We start from the raw sequence: 20,300 nt of genomic DNA, 5'->3' as shown, positions 1-20,300 counted from the left end.
CGCTCGCACCGGTCACCGGCCTCGTCTCGACGGTCACGGGCGCGCTCGGCGGCGCAACGGGCGGCACGAGCGGCGGCCCGCTCGCGCCGGTCACGGGTCTCCTCGGCACGGTGACGGGTGCACTCGGCGGCGCGACGGGCGGCAGCAGCCCGCTCGCCCCGGTGACGAACGCAGTGTCCACGGTGACCAGCACGGTCGGTGCGCCGGCATTGACCGGCGGTACGGGCGCCGTCACGAACTCGGGCTCGGCGTCGAATCCGCTCGCGCCGGTCACGTCGCTGATCGGCGGCCTGCTCGGCGGCACGCACGGCAAGTAAACCAAGATCCATCAATCGACAAGACAGCGAGGAGTCACTCATGTCCCAGCAACGTTCTCTCACGACAGCCACCCTGCGCCAATGGCGCGTGCCCCTCACGGCCTTCGCCGCAGCCTGCCTGCTGGCCGCCTGCGGCGGCGGCGGCGTCAGCTCGCCGCCGACCAGCAGCAACAACAACCCCAGCACGAGCGGTACGCCGAGCACGAGCGGCACCAGCGGCACGCCAACCGGCACCAAGGGAGTCGTCAGCACTGTTGGCCAGACGGCCACCGACCTCGGCAGCACGGTCGGCAACATCAGCCTGCCGGGCCTCGGCGACGGCGTGACGAAGGGTGTCGGCAGCACGATCTCCAGCACCGGTACGATCGTCGGCGCAGCCGCCGATGCCGTGAGCAACGGACTGGGACAGATCGGCACGACTAACGATCCGGTGGGCACGACCGTCGCAGGCCTCGGCAACGTGGTCGGCGCGACGAGCAACACGGTGTCCGGCCTGAGCTCGACGGTCAAGGCGCTCGGCACGGGCCAGCTCGCGCCGCTCGCTCCTGTCACGACGCCGGTCGGCACCGTGCTCGACACGGTGGCCAACGGCCTGACAGCCGCCGGCACGACGATCGGCTCGACGTTGTCGTCGGGTGCCGTACAGCAGGTAACGCAGCCGATCAGCTCGGCGATCACGCCGCTCGTGATCACCGCCGGCCAAGTCACGCAACAGGTCGGCACGACGACCGGCCTCGGCCAACCCGTCTCGGGCCTGCTCGGCCAGGTTGGCGGCGCGATCAGCTCGGCCGGCAAGCAGGTCGGCGGCACGTCGAGCCAGCCGCTCGTCGGCGACGTCGGTCAGCTCGTGACCGCGGTCGGCAACACCGTGACCAACGCGGGCGGCCTCGTCAACCCGAACGGCCCGAACGGCGCAGCACCGATCCCCGGCCTGATCACGAGCCTCGTCGGCGGCTCGACGGCGACCGTACAAAACGGCGCGTCGTCGGGTTCCGGCTCGACGAATCCGCTCGGCGGCCTGCTGTCGGGTCTCGGCTCGACGCCGCTCGGCTCGCTCACGGGCGCACTCGGCGGCGCGACCGGCGGCTCGGGCAGCGGCCCGCTCGCACCGGTCACCGGCCTCGTCTCCACGGTGACGGGCGCGCTCGGTGGCGCAGCAGGCGGCAGCGGCGGCCCGCTCGCCCCCGTCACGAATCTCGTGTCGACGGTGACGGGCACGCTCGGCGGCGCAACGGGCGGCACAGGCAGTGCAAACCCTCTCGCGCCGGTCACCGGTTTGCTGAATACTGTCACCGGAGCTGTGGGTGGCGCAGCAGGATCGGGGGGCGCGAGCCCGCTCGCGCCGGTCACGTCGCTGGTCGGCAGCGTCACGGGTACGGCAGCGTCGGGCGGCAGCTCGACGGGCCTGCTGGCACCGGTCACGGGGTTGCTGGGTAGCGTTGGCAAGTAAGGAGGACGGTCGCATCTTCGCAGCCGGAGCGAATGGCGCGACCGTACAAACACAACCGGCATTGCGGCACGCGGCGCGCGACACCCTGGTGTCGCGCGCCGGCATTACAAAGAAGACGAAAAGCAAGGCCTACGAGGAAGAACAATGAAATCCAGACTCGACAGATGGATGATGCTGCTCGCCATCGCGGCAGCAAGCACGGCACATGCACAAACGCGCGTCGGAGGTAACCCGCTCGACTCCCTGCCCCAGATCAACGCGCCGAAAACCGGCCCGAACGTGACCGTGCAGGTCGCACCGCAAGCACCGCAGTTGCAGGAGTTGCTATCGCGCCACGTGACACCGAAGACGTTCCAGGTCGAAGGCGTGAAGTCCGTGCCGTTCGAGGAAATCTCGCGTCGCTTCACCCCTCTCGTCGGCAAGGACATCACGATCGGCGAATTGATCGAAACCGCCAACGGCGTGACCAAGCTGTACCAGGATCGCGGTTTCGCGCTGTCGTTCGCGTTCATTCCTGCGCAGACGTTCGAGAACGGCGTCGTGCGCATCACGGTTGTCGAAGGCTACGTGTCGGACGTCAAGGTCACCGGCAAGCCCGGTGCGATGGAATCGAAGATTCGTGCGATCGCCGCGCATATCACTGCCGATCGCCCGCTGCGCCGCGCGACGTTCGAACGCTACGTGAACACGTTCGGCCTGTTGCCCGGCCTCACGGTAAAGGCGAACGTCCCGCCGCCGCAAACCACCGACGGTGCGACGACGCTCGAACTCGCCGTGGACCGCAAGCCGTTCAACGTCAGCACCGGCATCGACTTCAACCACCCGGGCGTCCAGGGTCTCATCACCGCGACCGAAAACGGCCTCACGTCGTTCGGCGAGCAACTGAGCATTTCCGCGCTGGCGCCGCCGGGGCGCGACAAGCAGACTTACTTCGCATTCAGCGGTGCGCTCCCCGTCGGCAGCAGCGGCCTGATCACGCGCCTCGACGCGAGCACCTATCGCGGCAAGCCGACTGACAATCCCGGCCTGCCGTCGTACATCCAGCGTACGGTCAAGAACGAAAAACTGGGTCTTTCGGCATCCTATCCAATACTGCTGAACAATCAGCGCAGCCTGCTCGGTACCGTATCGGGCTATGCGGCGCACAACGAGGACAATTACCAGAACCAGATCACCGGCGCGACGCTCAACAATCGGTCGCAGGTTCGCGTGATGCAGCTGCAGCTTGACTACACGAGCGTCCAGCCGAAACAGGTGCGAAAGTTCAGTGTCAACGTGGCCAAGGCGTTCGACATCCTCGGTGCGTCGAAATCGCAGACCGCCCAGGCGAATGGCTCGACGATTACGTACGCCGACCCAATTTCGCTGACCTTCGTCCGTACCGGCGCGACCTACACGCAAACCAACGAATGGCCGTTCCGGATCGGTACGTCGATCTCGCTGACCGGGCAATACAGCCCCGACTCGCTGCCGACGTCCGAGCAGATTTCGTTTGGCTCCACGCGCTACGCGCTCGGCTATCAGCCGGGCGAAGCGTCGGGTGACTCGGGATGGGGGATGTCGCTGGAGGTCAACCGTGGCTTCACTCCGGGCTGGACGTATATGAAATCCGTTACGCCATACATCGCCTACGACATGGCACGTGTGTACCTGCATGCCGGCACACCATCACCGAACCGCATGTCGTCGGTCGGCATCGGCGTGCGTTTCTCGGACAGCCGCTTCTACAGCCTCGATCTGAACGTCGCGAAGCCGGTGGGAGACGCGCCCGTCGAAAGCGCATCGCGCAGCCCACGTATCAACGCCGCATTTTCGTATCAGCTCAACTGATCGGTCACCCGACAGCCCGCGCCACGCGGGCTGTTTCGATTAGAGTCCCCTCTATCAAACGTGGCGCGCGGTTTCACGTATTCTGGCGAAGCTCGCAACATGCCCGCCCCATGCAGACGGTTGTGCGTGCAAATCGAACACGACATGCAAAACAAGGAGGACGACAATGATTCAACTGACCCGCCCGTTGCGTGCAATCGCCGTCGCCGGCGCACTGCTCGCTTGCGCCGCCCCCACGTTCGCACAAGCTGACAACCCCATCGGCATGTGGCAGACGATCGACGACAACACCCATCAGCCGAAGGCGCTCGTGCAGATCGCCGAAGACAGCGACGGTGCGCTGACCGGCAAGGTCGTCAAGGGCCTCGGCGCGAACGATACGCCGGATCGCCGCTGCACCGCCTGCACGGACGAGCGCAAGGATCAGCTCATCAAGGGCATGACGATCATCAAGGCAATGAAGAAGGAAGGCGACCACTGGGACGGCGGCAACATTCTCGACCCGGAGAACGGCAAGGTCTACAAGTGCAAGATGACGCTTGAAGACGGTGGCCAGAAACTCGTCGTGCGCGGTTACATCGGCGTGTCGCTGCTCGGTCGTTCGCAGACCTGGGTTCGCCAGCAATAATGCGACTCGCGCTTAAACGCGCGGCTCAATGAAAAAATCGGCCTGGCGACATTGTCGCAGGCCGATTTTCTTTTGGTGCGCGTGTAGCTGGAACTGATGGATATCACGCTGCATGCTTCAGCGTGTCCGACGCATAGCTGCCAGGTGCGCGATACGCAGGCGCCACATTGCTGCGCGCTTCCGCCGCCTTCGATTGCGTGTGCTTGCGCATCCGCGTGGACAACTCGTTGCACAGATTCACGCCTGCGTCGCCATAGAGTTCGCGCATGACACTCATCAACGTACCCGTCTCGTGCCAGACCTTGAAGCGTCGATGGCAAGTTTGATACGAAGGGTAACGGCGCGGCATGGCCGACCACGTTGCGCCGCTGTAGATCACCCAGAGCACGCCGTTCAGGACGGCACGCGTATTGGCCAACGGCCGGCCGCGCAACTCGGTGCGCGGCTGCATTTCGGGCAGAAGCGACGCGACGCAGCGCCACTCTTGATCGGTCAAATCGCGATACGGTGTCATGGACATCTCCAGCCTTAGTAACCATGACACAACGATATCGGCTCACCTCAACAATGAATATAAGACAAATCCGAAAATACCCCGAGATTGCCTTAATTTGACCGGAATTGACGTTTGAATCCCGTCAATTGCCGGAAATCGCACTCAGGTCAACGACGTATCGACGATGCGGCGCGGCGTTTCGATGTATTCCTTCGACTGCATCTCGACGATTCGCGAGACCGTACGCGCAAACTCGTTGGCCATCGGGCCTTCGACGTACAACTGCTCCGCCGGCACCGCCGCGGACATCAGCAGCTTGACCTTGTGGTCGTACAGCACGTCGATGAGCCACGTGAAGCGGCGCGCCTCGGACGCCATCCGCGGCGACATCTGCGGCACCTCGGACAGCACGATCGCGTGGAAGCGGCTCGCGAGCTCGAGATAGTCGTTCTGCGAGCGCGGGCCGCCGCACAGCGTCGCGAAGTCGAACCATACGACGCCGTCCGCCTTGCGCAGCGCCTTCAGCTCGCGCTTCTCGATATGCAGGAGCGGGCTTTCATCGGGAACGGCAGCGAGCTTCTGGAACGCATGCCGCAATTCGCGATCGGCATCCGCGCCGAGCGGCGTGTGATACATCTTCACCTGCGCGAGCGTGCGCTGGCGATAATCGACGCCCGCGTCGACGTTGAGCACATCGAGCCTGGACTTGATCAGCGCGATCGCCGGCAGCATGCGGTCGCGATGCAGGCCGTCCGGATACAGGTCGTCGGGGTCGTAGTTGGACGTCATCACGAACTGCACGCCGTTGTTGAACAGGCGGTCGAGCAGACGATACAGGATCATCGCATCGGCAATGTCCGACACGTGGAACTCGTCGAAGCAGATCAGCCGGTAGCGCTTCGCAATACGTCGTGCGAGTTCGTCGAGCGGATCCGCCTGCCCTTTCAATTCCTCGAGCTCGCGGTGCACTTCGCGCATGAATTCGTGGAAATGCAGGCGCGTCTTGCGCTGCACGGGCACGACCGCGTAGAAGCTGTCCATCAGGAAGCTCTTGCCGCGACCGACGCCGCCCCACATGTAGACGCCGCGCGGGAGGTCGGGATGATTGATGAGCTTCTTGAATGCGTTCGAGCGGCGCGCCTTGTACTCGACCCACTCGTCGAAGCATTGCTGCAGACGATCGACGGCCGCGCGCTGCGCGGGATCGGACTGATAGCCGCGCGTGGTCAATTCGCGCGTGTAGTATTCGGTGACGTTCATCGGGCAAACCAGAAAGAACGAAGGCGGACGGGAAACCCCGCCCGCCTTCGTCATGAGACGGCTGCGCCGGCCGTTGGCCGGCCGGCGCTATACCGCGCTCAGCTGTTCAGCGAGCGCTTGTCGACGGCGAGCGCCGCTTCGCGCATCACTTCCGACATCGACGGGTGCGGATGGCAGATACGGGCGATGTCTTCCGACGCCGCCTTGAACTCCATCGCGACCACGGCTTCCGCGATCAGGTCCGACGCGTTCGCCGCGATCACGTGCACGCCGAGCAGTTCGTCGGTCTTCGCATCCGCGATCATCTTCACGAAGCCGTCCGGCGCATTCATGCCGAGTGCGCGGCCGTTGATCGAGAACGGGAACTTGCCCGACTTGATCTCGCGGCCTTCCGCCTTCAGCTGCTGCTCCGTCTTGCCGACCCATGCGATTTCCGGGTACGTGTAGATCACCCACGGAATGCAGTTGTAGTCGATGTGCGGCTTCTGGCCGTCGATCACTTCCGCGACCAGCACGCCTTCGTCTTCCGCCTTGTGCGCGAGCATCGGGCCACGCACCACGTCGCCGATCGCGAACACGTTCGGCACTGCCGTACGGCAGTGGTCGTCCACGTCGATGAAGCCGCGTTCGTTCGCCTTCAGGCCGATTGCCTCGAGGCCGAGGTTGTCGGTGTTCGGCACGCGGCCGACCGACACGATCAGGCGGTCGGCGTCGAGCGTCTGCGCGTTGCCGTCCTTGTCCGTGTAGGCGATCGACACGCCGTCCGCGGTCGTCTTCACTTCGCCGATCTTCACGCCGAGATGGATGTCGAGGCCCTGCTTCTTGAACAGCTTGGCCGCTTCCTTCGCGAGCGCTTCGTCGGCTGCGCCGAGGAACGCCGGCAGCGCTTCGAGCACCGTCACTTCGGCACCGAGGCGACGCCACACCGAGCCGAGCTCGAGGCCGATCACGCCTGCGCCGATCACGGCGAGCTTCTTCGGTACCGCGTCGAACGTCAGCGCACCTTCGTTGTCCGACACGATCTTGTTGTCGACCGGGAGGCCCGGCAGGTGACGCGCCTTCGAGCCCGTCGCGATGATCACGTTCTTCGCGGTCACGACTTCGGCTTCGCCTTCGCCGCTCACTTCGATCTGCACGCCGGCGTCGGTCTTGCCGGTGAACTTGCCATGGCCCTTCAGCCAGGTGATCTTGTTCTTCTTGAACAGGAACTCGATCCCGCTCGTCATCTTCTCGACGATTGCGTCCTTGCGGCCGAGCATCTTCGCGACGTCGATCTTCACGCCGTCGACCGTGATGCCGTGGTCGGCCAGGTGGTGCGACGTGTTCTCGAACTCTTCCGACGATGCGAGCAGCGCCTTCGACGGGATGCAGCCGACGTTCAGGCACGTGCCGCCGAGCTTCAGCGCGCCGGCCGGGTTCTTCCACTTCTCGATACAGGCAACGGTCTTGCCGAGCTGCGCAGCGCGGATCGCGGCGATGTAGCCGCCAGGGCCGGCGCCGATCACGACGACGTCAAATTCCTTGGACATGACAATCCTTTCTTCTTGTGCAACCGCACGGGCAGCGCGTGTCGCGCGCCCGTGCGGAGCGGGTCAATGCGGTGAAACTCGGCTTACAGGTCGAGCAGCAGGCGTGCCGGATCTTCCAGCGCATCCTTCATCGCGACGAGCGACAGCACGGCTTCGCGGCCGTCGATGATGCGGTGGTCGTACGACAGCGCGAGGTAGTTGATCGGACGGATCACGATCTGGCCGTTTTCGACGACCGGACGCTCCTTCGTCGCGTGCACGCCGAGGATTGCCGACTGCGGCGGGTTGATGATCGGGGTCGACAGCATCGAGCCGAACACGCCGCCGTTCGAGATCGAGAACGTACCGCCCGTCATTTCCTCGATCGACAGCTTGCCGTCCTTCGCCTTCTGGCCGAACTCGGCGATCTTCTTTTCGATCTCGGCGAGGCTCAGTTGATCCGCGTTGCGCAGGATCGGCACGACGAGGCCGCGCGGCGAGCCGACAGCGATACCGATGTCGAAGTAGCCGTGGTAGACGATGTCGTTACCGTCGATCGACGCGTTCACGAGCGGGAACTTCTTCAGCGCGTGGACGGCCGCCTTCACGAAGAACGACATGAAGCCGAGCTTCACGCCATGTTCCTTCTCGAACTTGTCCTTGTACTTGTTGCGCAGCTCCATGACCGGGGCCATGTTCACTTCGTTGAACGTCGTCAGGATCGCGTTGGTCTGCTGCGACTCGAGCAGGCGCTCGGCGATACGCGCACGCAGGCGCGACATCGGCACGCGCTGCTCCGGACGGTCGTTCAGCCAGGTCGTCGCCGACGCCGGCACCTTCACGTCCGGCAGCGACGGCTTCGCAGCGGCGGTCTTCGCCGGTGCGGCAGCCGGAGCAGCCTTCGGTGCGCTGCCTGCTGCCAGCGCGTCGCCCTTCGTGACGCGGCCGTCGCGGCCCGAACCTGCGACGTCGCCCGCCGACAGGCCCTTCTCGGCCAGCAGCTTCGATGCAGCCGGCGATGCGGTGGTCGACGATGCGGCTGCGGCGACCGGCTGTGCTGCCGGTGCGGCTGCAGCAGGCGCTGCTGCCGGCTTGACTTCGGCGGCGCCCGCAGCGGCTTCGGCTGCACCTGCCTTCGCTTCAGTGTCGATCGTTGCGATCAGCTGATCGGCCACGACGGTGTCACCGTCGTTCTGCAGCACTTGCGCGAGCACGCCCGCGGCCGGTGCCGGCACTTCAAGCACGACCTTGTCGGTCTCGAGTTCGATCAGGATTTCGTCTTGAGCAACTGCTTCGCCCGGCTTCTTCTTCCACTGCAGCATGGTGGCTTCCGAAACCGACTCCGAAAGCTGGGGGACTTTGACTTCTACGATAGCCATGTGATTTTCCTGGATGCTTAATCTGGGTAATGACGAGGTTCGTGCGATTCCTTCGGCCGATGCGGCGCGCGACGCGCCCGGCGGGCCAAAAGAGACGGGAAAGCGCATGGCGCCTTCCCGTTTCGCTTCCGTCGGTTATTTCGCGATCGATGCGCTCTTCAGGCGGCCGAATGCACCTTCGATGAGGGCCTTCTGCTGCTCGTAGTGCTTCGCGTAGTAGCCAACCGCCGGCGAGGCCGAAGCCGGACGGCCGCTGTATGCCAGCTTCTGCCCTTCCTTCATGCCTTCCTTCAGATGGTGCTCGACGTAGAACCAGGGACCCTGGTTCTGCGGCTCGTCCTGCACCCAGACCACTTCAGTCGCGTTCTCGTACTTCTTCATTTCGGCTTCGAACTGCTTGTGCGCGAACGGATACAGCTGCTCGATACGGATGATCGCGACGTCGTTCGCCTTCGCTTCGCGGCGATGGGCGACGAGGTCGTAATACACGCGGCCCGAGCATGCCAGCACGCGCTTGACCTTCTTCGCGTCGATGCCGCCGTCGGTTTCGCCCAGCACCGGCTGGAACGAACCCTTCGCGAGTTCCGACAGGTCCGACACCGCTTCCTTGTGGCGCAGCAACGACTTCGGCGTTGCGACGATCAGCGGCTTGCGGAACAGGCGGATCATCTGGCGACGCAGCAGGTGGAAAATCTGCGCCGGCGTCGTCGGTTGAACGACCTGCATGTTGTGATCTGCGCACAGTTGCAGGAAGCGCTCGATACGCGTCGACGAGTGTTCCGGACCCTGGCCTTCGTAGCCGTGCGGCAGCAGCATCGTGAGACCCGACACGCGGCCCCACTTCACTTCGCCCGACGAGATGAACTGGTCGATCACGACCTGTGCGCCGTTGACGAAGTCGCCGAACTGCGCTTCCCACAGCACGAGCGTGTTCGGCTCGGCGGTCGAGTAACCGTATTCGAAGCCCAGCACCGCTTCTTCCGACAGCACCGAGTCGATCACCGTGAACTTCGCCTGGCCGTCAGCGATGTTCTGCAGCGGCACGTACGTGCCGTCGTTCCAGCGCTCGCGGTTCTGGTCGTGCAGCACCGCGTGACGGTGCGTGAACGTGCCGCGACCCGAGTCCTGGCCCGTCAGGCGCACCGAGTAGCCCGATGCGACGAGCGACGCGAACGCGAGGTGCTCGCCCATGCCCCAGTCGAGCGGCTGGTCGCCACGCGCCATGTTGCGACGGTCGTTGATCACGCGCTCGACGAGCGGGTGAACCTTGAAGTTTTCCGGGACCGTCGTGATGCGTTCGCCGAGGCGCTTCAGTTCTGCGAGCGGCACGGCCGTGTCGGCTGCATCCGTCCACTTGCGGTTCAGGAACGGAACCCAGTCGACCGCATACTTGCTCTTGTAGTTCGACAGGACCGGGTCGACCGTGTGGTGACCGTCGTCCATCGCCTTGCGGTACGCCTTCACGAAGCCGTCGGCGTCTTCCGCGGTGATCACGCCCTGCTGCACGAGCTTCTCGGCGTACAGCGCACGGGTGCCCGGGTGCTGCGCGATCTTCTTGTACATCAGCGGCTGCGTGACCGCCGGCGTGTCCTGCTCGTTGTGGCCCAGCTTGCGGAAGCAGACGATGTCGATCACGACATCCTTGTGGAACTGCATCCGGTAGTCGATCGCGATCTGGATCGCGAGCACGACAGCTTCCGGATCGTCACCGTTCACGTGCAGCACCGGCGCCTCGATCATCTTGACGACGTCGGTACAGTACAGCGTCGAGCGCGCATCGCGCGGGTCGGACGTCGTGAAGCCGATCTGGTTGTTGATGACGATGTGCAGCGTGCCGTGCGTGCCGTAACCGCGCGTCTGCGCGAGGTTCAGCGTTTCCATCACGACGCCCTGGCCAGCGAAGGCCGCGTCACCGTGGATCTGCACCGGCAGCACTTGCAGGCCGTCTTCGTCGCCGCGACGATCCATACGCGCCTTCGCGGAACCTTCGACCACCGGGTTCACGATTTCGAGGTGCGACGGGTTGAACGCGAGCGACAGGTGGACCGGGCCGCCTTCCGTCGACACGTCCGACGAGAAGCCCTTGTGGTACTTCACGTCACCGGCCGGCAGGTCGTCGACGTGCTTGCCTTCGAATTCGGCGAACAGGTCGGCCGGCATCTTGCCCAGCGTGTTGACCAGCACGTTCAGACGGCCACGGTGGGCCATGCCGATGATGATTTCCTGGACGCCGCGCTTGCCCGAGTGCTGGACGACTTCGTCCATCGCTGCGATGAAGCTTTCGCCGCCTTCGAGCGAGAAGCGCTTCTGGCCGACGTACTTGGTGTGCAGATAGCGCTCGAGGCCTTCCGCTGCCGTCAGGCGATTCAGGATGTGCTTCTTCTCGTCTGCCGAGAAATTCGGCGTCGCGCGGATCGACTCCAGGCGCTCCTGCCACCAGCGCTTCTGTTCCGGGTCGCTGATGTACATGTATTCGGCGCCGATCGTGCCGCAGTACGTGTCGCGCAGACCCTTGACGATGTCACGCAGCGAAGCCTGGTCGAAACCGAAGTACAGGTTGCTTGCGCTGTACGTCTGGTCGAGGTCGCCTTCGGAGAAATCGTAGAACGCGGGTTCGAGCTCGGGAATGGCGGGACGTTCGCGACGCTTCAGGGGATCCAGATTGGCCCATTGCGAGCCGAGGAAGCGATAGGCGCTGATAAGGGACTGGACGTGCACTTGCTTGCGTGCCGCAGCCAGATTGCTGGTGCTTTCGCGCGGAATGAAGGCATTGGCCTTCGCGCGCTCGGCGAACGATTCGACGATCGGAAAATGGGCGACGTCATTGGCATTCGAACCGTCCGTTGCAGGTACGTTCTGCAGCGCGTCGAAATACTCTCGCCAGTTCTCCGGCACCGATGCCGGATTGTTGAGGTATGCATCGTACAGTTCTTCAACGTACGAAGCATTGCCGCCGAACAGATAGGAGTTCAGCTGAAACTGCTTCATTACATCTGACATTTTACGCTCACCTTTCTTCGAGCTTCTCGAGAAATAGCGGGTTACTCAACCTTCCGCGACACGGCCTGACCGTTTAGCGGATTGCGAATCAAGTCTTGCTTGGAAGGACCTAAACTTGCGTGCGCGCAGCATATCACAGAACCGATACCGGAGTTCACGGTGAAATGCGCCTGAAAGCCCGCCCGACGGGGTTTTGCCGGATTGCCGCGACCGCCAGAAACAGTGTTTTGCAGGCAACCCGATTGCACGTCGCGCAGATGCAAAAAAAGGCTGCCCGCAGGCAGCCTTTTCCGTGATGCAGCGAACGGTCGAAATGCTTAGTCGACCGCGCCTTCGCGGCTCGCGCGGCGACGCTCGTGTTCCTTCAGGTGACGCTTGCGCAGACGGATCGACTGCGGCGTCACTTCGACGAGTTCGTCGTCGTCGATGAATTCGACCGCGTATTCCAGCGACATCTGGACCGGCGGCACGAGGCGCACGGCTTCGTCGGTACCCGACGCACGCACGTTGGTCAGCTGCTTGCCCTTAATCGGGTTCACGACGAGGTCGTTGTCACGGCTGTGGATACCGATGATCATGCCCTCATACAGCGCGTCACCCGGCTTCACGAACATGCGGCCGCGATCCTGCAGCTTCCACAGTGCGTAGGCCACGGCAGCGCCGTCGTCCTGCGAGATCAGCACGCCGTTGCGGCGCTCGAACACCGAGCCGTCCTTGACCGGTGCGTACGAGTCGAAGATGTGGCTCATCAGGCCCGTGCCGCGCGTCAGCGTCAGGAACTCGCTCTGGAAGCCGATCAGGCCACGCGCCGAGATCTTGTACTCCAGGCGCGTGCGGCCGCGGCCGTCCGACGCCATGTCGAGCATCTCGCCCTTGCGGCGGCCGAGCTCTTCCATCACGCCGCCCTGATGCTCGTCCTCGACGTCGACCGTCAGCAGCTCGTACGGCTCGTGACGAACACCGTCGATTTCCTGCATCACGACGCGCGGACGCGACACGGCCAGCTCGTAGCCTTCACGACGCATGTTCTCGACGAGAATCGTCAGGTGCAGTTCGCCGCGGCCCGACACTTCGAACACCGTTTCGTCGCCGGTGTCCTTCACGCGCAGCGCGACGTTGTGGTTCAGTTCCTTCATCAGGCGGTCGCGGATCTGGCGGCTCGTGACGAACTTGCCTTCGCGGCCGGCGAGCGGCGACGAGTTGACGAGGAAGTTCATCGTCAGCGTCGGCTCGTCGACGGTGATCATCGGCAGCGCTTCCGGCGTATCCACCGCGCAGATCGTTGCACCGATGCCGACGTCTTCAATACCGTTGATCAGCACGATGTCGCCCGCTTCGGCCGATTCGACCTGCACGCGCTCGAGGCCCGTGAACGACAGCACCTGGTTGATCTTGCGGTTCAGCACATCGCCTTCCGGCCCGAAGCGCATCGCGACCGGCTGGCCCGGCTTGATGCGACCGCGCGTGATGCGGCCGACGCCGATCCGGCCGACGTACGTCGAATAGTCGAGCGACGTGATCTGCAGCTGCAGCGGCGCTTCCGGATCTGCCGGGCGGACCGGCACGTGTTCGAGGACTGCCTCGAACAGCGGGCGCATGTCGCCTTCGCGCGCAGCCGGGTCGAGCGACGCATAGCCGTTCAGGCCCGATGCGTAGACGATCGGGAAGTCGAGCTGCTCTTCCGTTGCGCCGAGCTTGTCGAACAGGTCGAAGGTCTGGTTGATGACCCAGTCGATCCGCGCACCCGGACGGTCGATCTTGTTGACGATGACGATCGGCTTCAGGCCGAGCGCGAGCGCCTTCTTCGTGACGAAGCGCGTCTGGGGCATCGGGCCCTCGACCGCGTCGACGAGCAGCAGCACCGAGTCGACCATCGACAGCACGCGCTCCACCTCACCACCGAAGTCCGCGTGCCCCGGCGTGTCGACGATGTTGATGTGCGTGCCTTCGTACTCGACCGCGCAGTTCTTCGCGAGAATCGTGATCCCGCGCTCTTTTTCGATGTCGTTCGAGTCCATCACCCGTTCCGCAATCTGCTGGTTCTCGCGGAAGGTGCCGGACTGGCGAAGCAGTTGGTCGACGAGCGTGGTCTTGCCGTGGTCGACGTGGGCGATGATGGCGATATTGCGAAGGGCGCGGGTCATAGAAACCTGGAAATCGTTTGAACGCGCAAACGCGCCCGCTCGTTTTTCACGGGCGCGCGCACATTGCAGCTTGGAAAGCCACAAATTATAGCACGTGAGAATGTCGAGAGCTGATGGGCACGTTGCGACGCGACAAGCTGGCCGGCACGCCCTCCCCTCGAACGCATCAATCATGCCGAAGCCGCATCACCGGCGAGGTCAAAAACCTTATCGATATAAGGGATTTGTCTGACGCGAAGCGCGCCCTTTGCCGTTCGATTAACATTTGCCGCGGCAAGCAACTGTGCCTATACTGCTGCCTAGTCAACTATTGCAGCTTCAGGGTTTTATGTCGGATTCTTCTACCCAACCACCCGTTTCGCCGCTGTCTTCGTATCAGATGAACGACAGCGTCGGCTATCTGATGTCGCGCGTGAAGTCGGTGATGACCAACCTCGTCACGCAACGCACGCAGGAAGAGCTCGGCATCACGGGCACGCAGGCGAGCATGCTATTCATGATCGCGGTCGGCAAATGCTCGACGGCCGCCGAGCTCGCGCGCGAGTACGGGATCGACGCGAGCGCGGTCACGCGCCTGCTCGACCGGGTCGAGAAACGCGGCCTGCTGTCCCGCGTCCGCAGTATCGAGGATCGGCGCGTCGTGCGCCTTGAGCTGACCGACGAAGGCCGTGCGCTCGCCGAGCGGCTGCCGCCCATTTTCCGCAGCGTGCTCGACCAGGTGCTGGACGGGTTTACGCCGGAAGAAGTCGGGTTCCTGAAGAGCATGCTGCGCCGCATTCTCAGCAACTACTGCGAGACCGCCGGCGGCAGCATCACGTAATAGTTGCCATAACAATTACTTTTGACAGATTAATGTAAGGAAATCCTTGCAGTGTCCATCATTCATTCCGAGTCAGGGATCAGCGCGATGAAATCCTCCCCGTTGTCCGTGCGCGCCGGGTCGTGCCGCGCCGCCGTCGCCGCCGCGGTCGCCGCACTGGCGCTGGCGGGCTGCGCTAATTACATCGGCATCAAGAGCGACAAGCAGATCGCCCCCGCGTCGCAATTCGAATCGGCCCAGAGCCTGCCGGCCCAGGGCGGCCAGTGGCCGGCGCTCGACTGGGCCGGCCAGTTCGGCGATCCGCAGTTGCCGAAGCTGATCGACGAAGCCCTGCAGGGCAATCCGTCGATCGCGCAGGCGCAGGCGCGTATCGCCAAGGCATCGTCGTACATCGAATCGTCGCGTTCGAGCCTGCTGCCGAAGGCGGAAGCCAGCTATTCGTGGACACGCGAGCTGTATTCGTCGAATGCACTGTTCCCGCCCCCGTACGGCGGCCAGTGGTACAGCGAGAACAACGCGCTCGCGAGTGCCTCGTGGGAACTCGACCTGTGGGGCAAGAACCGCGAACGCCTGCACACCGCCGTGTCGCAGGAAAAGGCGGCCGAAGCCGACATGCAGCAGGCGCGCATCACGCTCGCGTCGTCGGTCGCACGCACCTACAACTCGCTCGCGCAGCTCTATGCGCTGCGCGATATCGCCCAACGGGAGATCGCCAACCGCGAGACGGTCGGCAAGATCACCGACGGCCGCGTGTCGGCCGGCCTCGACACCAACGTCGAACGCCAGACGGCCCGCGGCAATATCGCGACGACCCAGGCTTCGCTGTCGGATCTCGACGGCCAGATCACGACCGTGCGCTACCAGCTCGCGGCGCTGCTCGGCAAGGGCCCGGATCGCGGGCTGCAGATCGCCGCGCCCGTGATGAACCCGAGCGGCGAAGTCGCGCTGCCCGGCAACCTGCCGGCCGATCTCGTCGCGCGCCGCCCCGACATCGTCGCCGCACGCTGGCAGGTCGAAGCCGCGATGCACGACGTGAAGGAAGCGAAGGCCGAGTTCTATCCGGACGTGAACCTCGCGGCCGGCTTCGGCTTCGATGCGTTCGGCTGGGGCAAATTCCTGAACTTCGCGAGCCGCCAGGCGCAGTTCGGCCCGGCGATCCACCTGCCGATTTTCGACGCCGGCGCGCTGCGCGCGCAGCTCAAGGGCCGCTATGCGGACTTCGACCTGTCGGTGGCGAACTACAACCAGACGCTGATCAGTGCGCTGAACGACGTCGCGACGCAGGTCGCGTCGATCCGCGCGGTCGATCGCCAGATGGGCGATGCGCAACGCGCACTCGACGCATCGACGCGCGCCTACGACCTCGCGGTCATCCGCTACAAGGCCGGCCTGTCGCCGCAACTGCAGGTGCTGACCGCGGACAGCAACCGCCTCGCATCGGAGCAGACGGTGACCAACCTGAAGATGCGCCGGCGCGACATGCAGCTCGCGCTGATCAAGGCGCTGGGTGGCGGGTTCGACGCGACTGGTACGCCGCTCGCCGCGCCCGATGCCGACAAGCCGACAAAACAGGCCGCCAACTGATCCGGCGCCACCACTACGCAGACACTCGAAATAACGGACGGAGAAAATCGCCATGAGCGACCAACAAAACGCCGCCAGCGCGCAGCCGCAGAGCAACGGCAAACGCAAGCGAATGATGACGCTGCTCGTCGCGGTCATCGTGATCGCGGCCATCGCGTACGGCCTGTATTACTTCCTCGTCGCCCGCTTCCATGAAGGGACCGACGACGCGTACGTGAACGGCAACGTCGTGCAGATCACGCCGCAAGTCACCGGCACCGTGATCGCGGTGAAGGCCGACGACACGCAGACGGTCAAGGCCGGCGATCCGCTCGTCGTGCTCGACCCGGCAGACTCGCAGGTCGCGCTGCAGCAGGCCGAAGCCAATCTCGCGCAGACGGTGCGCCAGGTGCGCGGCCTGTTCGTCAACGACGACCAGTATCGCGCGCAAGTCGCACTGCGCCAGTCCGACCTGTCGAAAGCCGAGGACGATCTCCGTCGCCGCGTAGCCGTCGCACAGACGGGCGCCGTGTCGCAGGAAGAAATCTCGCACGCACGCGACGCCGTTCGCGCCGCCCAGGCATCGCTCGACGCATCGCAGCAGCAACTCGCGTCGAACCGCGCACTGACCGCGAACACGACGATCGCATCGCATCCGAACGTGATGGCCGCGGCCGCGAAGGTGCGCGATGCCTATCTTGCGAACGCGCGTAACGTGCTGCCCGCGCCGGTCACCGGCTATGTCGCGAAGCGCTCGGTGCAGGTCGGCCAGCGCGTGTCGCCGGGCACGCCGCTGATGTCGGTGGTGCCGCTGAACGCGGTGTGGGTCGATGCGAACTTCAAGGAAGTCCAGCTCAAGCATATGCGCATCGGCCAGCCGGTCGAACTGACGGCCGACATCTATGGCTCGTCGGCGGTCTACCACGGCAAGGTGGTCGGTTTCTCGGCCGGTACCGGCTCGGCGTTCTCGCTGCTGCCGGCGCAGAACGCGACGGGTAACTGGATCAAGGTCGTGCAGCGCCTGCCGGTGCGGATCGAACTCGACCCGAAGGATCTCGACAAGCACCCGCTGCGTATCGGCCTGTCGATGCAGGTCGACGTGGACATCAAGGACGAACGCGGCGACCAGCTCGTGAACGCGCCGAACACCGTCTACGAGACCAACGTGTTCGCGAAGTACGGCGACGAAGCCGACGCCGAAATCGCCCGCATCGTTACCGAGAACGCAGGCGGCAACGCATCGGCACCGGCCGCGGCGAAGTCGAACGCCATCGCGAAGATGATGTAACCGTTCCGACTCCGGAAAGACAACCGACATGGCACAGGCTCCTGTCTCTCACCCGCCCTTGCAGGGCGGGCAGCTCGTGATCGGGACGATCGCGGTATCGCTCGCGGTGTTCATGAACGTGCTCGACACGTCCATCGCGAACGTCGCGATCCCGACCATCTCGGGCGACCTCGGCGTGTCGTCCGACCAGGGCACATGGGTCATCACGTCGTTCGCGGTCGCGAACGCGATCTCCGTGCCGCTGACCGGCTGGCTGACCGACCGCTTCGGGCAGGTTCGCCTGTTCCTCGCGTCGATCATCCTGTTCGTGATTTCGTCGTGGATGTGCGGGCTCTCGCCCAACCTGCCGTTCCTGCTTGGATCGCGCGTGCTGCAAGGCGCGGTTGCGGGCCCGATGATCCCGCTGTCGCAAGCGCTCCTGCTGTCGAGCTATCCGCGCGCCAAGGCGCCGATGGCGCTCGCGCTATGGGCGATGACGACGCTGATCGCGCCGGTTGCCGGCCCGATCCTCGGCGGCTGGATCTCGGACAACTACTCGTGGCCGTGGATCTTCTACGTCAACATCCCGGTCGGCATCGCCGCCGCCGCCGCGACGTGGGCGATCTACCGCAATCGGGAATCGGCCGTGCGCCGTGCGCCGATCGACGGCGTGGGCCTCGCATTGCTGGTCATCTGGGTCGGCTCGCTGCAGATCATGCTCGACAAGGGCAAGGATCTCGACTGGTTCGAATCGACGACCATCATCGTGCTTGCGCTGACCGCCGTCATCGCGTTCGCGTTCTTCGTCATCTGGGAGCTGACCGCCGAACACCCGGTCGTCGACCTGTCGCTGTTCCGCATGCGGAATTTCACCGGTGGCACGGTCGCACTGTCGATCGGATACGGCCTGTACTTCGGCAACCTCGTGCTGTTGCCGCTGTGGCTGCAGACGCAGATCGGCTACACCGCGACCGACGCCGGTCTCGTGATGGCGCCGGTCGGGCTGTTCGCCATCCTGCTGTCGCCACTCACCGGGAAGTATCTGCCGCGCACCGATCCGCGCTTTATCTCGACGGCGTCGTTCCTGACGTTTGCGCTGTGCTTCTGGATGCGGTCGCGCTACACGACGGGTGTCGACGAATGGTCGCTGACCCTGCCGACGCTCGTGCAGGGGATCGCGATGGCCGGCTTCTTCATCCCGCTGGTGTCGATCACGCTGTCCGGCCTGCCCGGCCACCGCATCCCCGCGGCATCGGGCCTGTCGAACTTCGTGCGGATCATGTGCGGCGGCATCGGCACGTCGATCTTCCAGACGGCCTGGGACCATCGCAACAACTTCCATCACGCGCAACTGGTCGAGCAGACGAACGTCTACAACCCGACGTTCAACCAGGCCGTCACGCAGATGGGCAACCTCGGTCTGACGCAGGACCAGGCGCACGGGCTGATCAACAACATGGCCACGCAGCAGGCCGCGCAGCTCGGCGTGAACGACCTGTTCTACATCTCGGCGGCGATCTTCGTGCTGCTGATCGGGCTGATCTGGATCACGAAGCCCGAGCGCTCAGGTGGCGGCGATGCAGGTGCCGCGGCATCGGCCGCACACTGAACACGCAGCCAGAACGCAAACAAAAAGCCCGGTCGACCTCGACCGGGCTTTTTTATTTCGACGGGAGCGCGTTCGCTCGGCGGCGTCAGCCAGCCGTGACGACGAGCCGTTCGGGCGCCAGTACGCCGTTCGCCTTGCGCGCCACACCGAGCAGCCGCGTCGCGTCGTAGACACGCACACGCCCGCCTTCTGCAGCATCGATCGGATCGAGCGCGGATAGCGGCAGACGTTGGCCATGCAGGAACCGCTTCGCACTGGTTTCATCGAGACGAACCAGCGGAAACGTCGACAGCAACGCATCGACCGGCTGGAGCCACGCATCGCGTGACGCTTCGTCGGCGTCGGACAGCGCATCCAGCGTCACCGCATGCTCGAGCGTCAGCGCGCCGACGCCCGTGCGACGCAGCATCGTCAGATGCGCACCGCAACCGAGCGCCTCGCCGATGTCCTCGGCCAGCGTACGCACGTAAGTGCCCTTGGTGCAGGTCACGCGAAACGTCACGTCGGGCAGGTCGCACGCGAGCAGGTCGAGTGCGAGGATCGTCACGTTGCGGCCCTCACGCTCAACGGTTTGACCCGCGCGCGCATATTCGTACAGCGGCTTGCCATCGCGCTTGAGCGCCGAATACATCGGCGGCACCTGCACGATATCGCCGGTGAAGCGCACGAGCGCGGCTTCTACCGCCGCACGGTCGCATTCGACGGGCCGCGTGTCGATCACCTCGCCTTCCGCGTCGCCGGTGGCCGTACGCTGACCGAGACGCATCGTCGCTTCGTAGGTCTTGTCGGCTTCGAGCAAATCCTGCGAGAACTTCGTCGCCTCGCCGAAGCACAGCGGCAGCAAGCCCGAAGCCAGCGGATCGAGCGTGCCGGTGTGACCGGCTTTCTTCGCGAGCAGCAGGCGCTTCGCGCGAATCAGTGCGTCGTTGCTCGACAGGCCGATCGGCTTGTCGAGCAGGAGGACGCCGTCCAGCACGCGCCGGGGCACGCGCGGACGTTGGGGTGCTGCAGTCGTCATAGGCCGGTCGA

Annotated in this window: 14 protein-coding genes and 1 pseudogene; 8 read left to right on the top strand and 7 right to left on the bottom strand. The window is 64.4% G+C overall.

What is annotated here, in order from left to right:
* The 4 genes and pseudogenes from G3N61_RS24445 to G3N61_RS24430 all read left to right on the top strand — a co-directional run.
* Positions 1-317 (top strand): annotated as a pseudogene (locus G3N61_RS24445) (collagen-like triple helix repeat-containing lipoprotein); the annotation flags it as partial.
* Between the two features lie 40 nt (positions 318-357).
* The gene (locus G3N61_RS24440) at positions 358-1,767 is read left to right on the top strand and encodes a collagen-like triple helix repeat-containing protein (RefSeq protein ID WP_205823787.1); all 1,410 of its coding nucleotides are present in this window, start codon (positions 358-360) and stop codon (positions 1,765-1,767) included.
* Between the two features lie 144 nt (positions 1,768-1,911).
* Positions 1,912-3,597, top strand: a complete 1,686-nt coding sequence (locus tag G3N61_RS24435; protein WP_043182596.1) for a POTRA domain-containing protein — start codon at positions 1,912-1,914, stop codon at positions 3,595-3,597.
* 166 nt (positions 3,598-3,763) lie between these two features.
* Positions 3,764-4,225, top strand: a complete 462-nt coding sequence (locus G3N61_RS24430; protein WP_089450370.1) for a DUF2147 domain-containing protein — start codon at positions 3,764-3,766, stop codon at positions 4,223-4,225.
* Positions 4,226-4,328: 103 nt separating this feature from the next.
* On the opposite strand, the gene G3N61_RS24425 is transcribed toward G3N61_RS24430, so the two are convergent.
* From G3N61_RS24425 to typA, 6 genes are all read right to left on the bottom strand, one after another.
* Complete coding sequence (locus tag G3N61_RS24425) at positions 4,329-4,739, bottom strand: transposase (RefSeq protein WP_043182594.1); 411 nt, start codon at positions 4,737-4,739, stop codon at positions 4,329-4,331.
* 144 nt (positions 4,740-4,883) lie between these two features.
* Complete coding sequence (gene zapE / locus G3N61_RS24420; RefSeq protein WP_041492816.1) at positions 4,884-5,981, bottom strand: cell division protein ZapE; 1,098 nt, start codon at positions 5,979-5,981, stop codon at positions 4,884-4,886.
* 98 nt (positions 5,982-6,079) lie between these two features.
* Positions 6,080-7,510 (bottom strand): dihydrolipoyl dehydrogenase, encoded by a 1,431-nt coding sequence (gene lpdA / locus G3N61_RS24415; RefSeq protein ID WP_043182592.1) that lies wholly within the window; start codon positions 7,508-7,510, stop codon positions 6,080-6,082.
* Positions 7,511-7,593: 83 nt separating this feature from the next.
* Positions 7,594-8,868: a 2-oxoglutarate dehydrogenase complex dihydrolipoyllysine-residue succinyltransferase gene (gene odhB, locus G3N61_RS24410; protein WP_089450367.1), complete on the bottom strand. Its 1,275-nt coding sequence runs from the start codon at positions 8,866-8,868 to the stop codon at positions 7,594-7,596.
* Between the two features lie 135 nt (positions 8,869-9,003).
* Positions 9,004-11,868 (bottom strand): 2-oxoglutarate dehydrogenase E1 component, encoded by a 2,865-nt coding sequence (locus tag G3N61_RS24405; RefSeq protein ID WP_043182590.1) that lies wholly within the window; start codon positions 11,866-11,868, stop codon positions 9,004-9,006.
* Between the two features lie 317 nt (positions 11,869-12,185).
* The gene (typA, locus tag G3N61_RS24400; protein ID WP_043182588.1) at positions 12,186-14,012 is read right to left on the bottom strand and encodes a translational GTPase TypA; all 1,827 of its coding nucleotides are present in this window, start codon (positions 14,010-14,012) and stop codon (positions 12,186-12,188) included.
* A gap of 328 nt (positions 14,013-14,340) precedes the next feature.
* Here typA and G3N61_RS24395 point away from each other — a divergent pair, with 328 nt between their 5' ends.
* The 4 genes from G3N61_RS24395 to G3N61_RS24380 all read left to right on the top strand — a co-directional run bounded on the left by G3N61_RS24395 (position 14,341) and on the right by G3N61_RS24380 (position 19,271).
* Positions 14,341-14,832 carry a MarR family transcriptional regulator gene (locus G3N61_RS24395; RefSeq protein WP_011351804.1) on the top strand — a complete coding sequence of 164 codons (492 nt, stop codon included), beginning with the start codon at positions 14,341-14,343 and terminating at the stop codon, positions 14,830-14,832.
* An 87-nt stretch (positions 14,833-14,919) separates the two neighbouring features.
* The gene (locus G3N61_RS24390) at positions 14,920-16,416 is read left to right on the top strand and encodes an efflux transporter outer membrane subunit (protein WP_089450693.1); all 1,497 of its coding nucleotides are present in this window, start codon (positions 14,920-14,922) and stop codon (positions 16,414-16,416) included.
* A 52-nt stretch (positions 16,417-16,468) separates the two neighbouring features.
* Positions 16,469-17,683 (top strand): HlyD family efflux transporter periplasmic adaptor subunit, encoded by a 1,215-nt coding sequence (locus G3N61_RS24385; protein ID WP_205823786.1) that lies wholly within the window; start codon positions 16,469-16,471, stop codon positions 17,681-17,683.
* Between the two features lie 28 nt (positions 17,684-17,711).
* Positions 17,712-19,271 (top strand): DHA2 family efflux MFS transporter permease subunit, encoded by a 1,560-nt coding sequence (locus G3N61_RS24380; RefSeq protein WP_043182584.1) that lies wholly within the window; start codon positions 17,712-17,714, stop codon positions 19,269-19,271.
* A gap of 85 nt (positions 19,272-19,356) precedes the next feature.
* On the opposite strand, the gene truB is transcribed toward G3N61_RS24380, so the two are convergent.
* Complete coding sequence (gene truB, locus G3N61_RS24375) at positions 19,357-20,289, bottom strand: tRNA pseudouridine(55) synthase TruB (RefSeq protein WP_089450364.1); 933 nt, start codon at positions 20,287-20,289, stop codon at positions 19,357-19,359.
* Positions 20,290-20,300 lie beyond the last annotated feature (11 nt).

The organism is Burkholderia sp. Ac-20349 (assembly GCF_017104865.1).
Taxonomy (GTDB): Bacteria; Pseudomonadota; Gammaproteobacteria; order Burkholderiales; family Burkholderiaceae; genus Burkholderia; species Burkholderia aenigmatica.
Note: the sequence above shows the minus strand (reverse complement) of the source record. Positions and strands in the feature narration are given on the sequence as shown.

What these genes read in the sequence shown, in the direction of transcription:
- G3N61_RS24385 (WP_205823786.1), top strand. Translation starts at nt 16,469, where the DNA reads ATGAGCGACCAACAAAACGCCGCCAGCGCGCAGCCGCAGAGCAACGGC.
- G3N61_RS24440 (WP_205823787.1), top strand. Translation starts at nt 358, where the DNA reads ATGTCCCAGCAACGTTCTCTCACGACAGCCACCCTGCGCCAATGGCGC.
- G3N61_RS24380 (WP_043182584.1), top strand. Translation starts at nt 17,712, where the DNA reads ATGGCACAGGCTCCTGTCTCTCACCCGCCCTTGCAGGGCGGGCAGCTC.
- G3N61_RS24435 (WP_043182596.1), top strand. Translation starts at nt 1,912, where the DNA reads ATGAAATCCAGACTCGACAGATGGATGATGCTGCTCGCCATCGCGGCA.
- truB (WP_089450364.1), bottom strand. Translation starts at nt 20,289, where the DNA reads ATGACGACTGCAGCACCCCAACGTCCGCGCGTGCCCCGGCGCGTGCTG.
- G3N61_RS24405 (WP_043182590.1), bottom strand. Translation starts at nt 11,868, where the DNA reads ATGTCAGATGTAATGAAGCAGTTTCAGCTGAACTCCTATCTGTTCGGC.
- G3N61_RS24425 (WP_043182594.1), bottom strand. Translation starts at nt 4,739, where the DNA reads ATGACACCGTATCGCGATTTGACCGATCAAGAGTGGCGCTGCGTCGCG.
- typA (WP_043182588.1), bottom strand. Translation starts at nt 14,012, where the DNA reads ATGACCCGCGCCCTTCGCAATATCGCCATCATCGCCCACGTCGACCAC.
- odhB (WP_089450367.1), bottom strand. Translation starts at nt 8,868, where the DNA reads ATGGCTATCGTAGAAGTCAAAGTCCCCCAGCTTTCGGAGTCGGTTTCG.
- lpdA (WP_043182592.1), bottom strand. Translation starts at nt 7,510, where the DNA reads ATGTCCAAGGAATTTGACGTCGTCGTGATCGGCGCCGGCCCTGGCGGC.
- G3N61_RS24395 (WP_011351804.1), top strand. Translation starts at nt 14,341, where the DNA reads ATGTCGGATTCTTCTACCCAACCACCCGTTTCGCCGCTGTCTTCGTAT.
- G3N61_RS24390 (WP_089450693.1), top strand. Translation starts at nt 14,920, where the DNA reads ATGAAATCCTCCCCGTTGTCCGTGCGCGCCGGGTCGTGCCGCGCCGCC.
- G3N61_RS24430 (WP_089450370.1), top strand. Translation starts at nt 3,764, where the DNA reads ATGATTCAACTGACCCGCCCGTTGCGTGCAATCGCCGTCGCCGGCGCA.
- zapE (WP_041492816.1), bottom strand. Translation starts at nt 5,981, where the DNA reads ATGAACGTCACCGAATACTACACGCGCGAATTGACCACGCGCGGCTAT.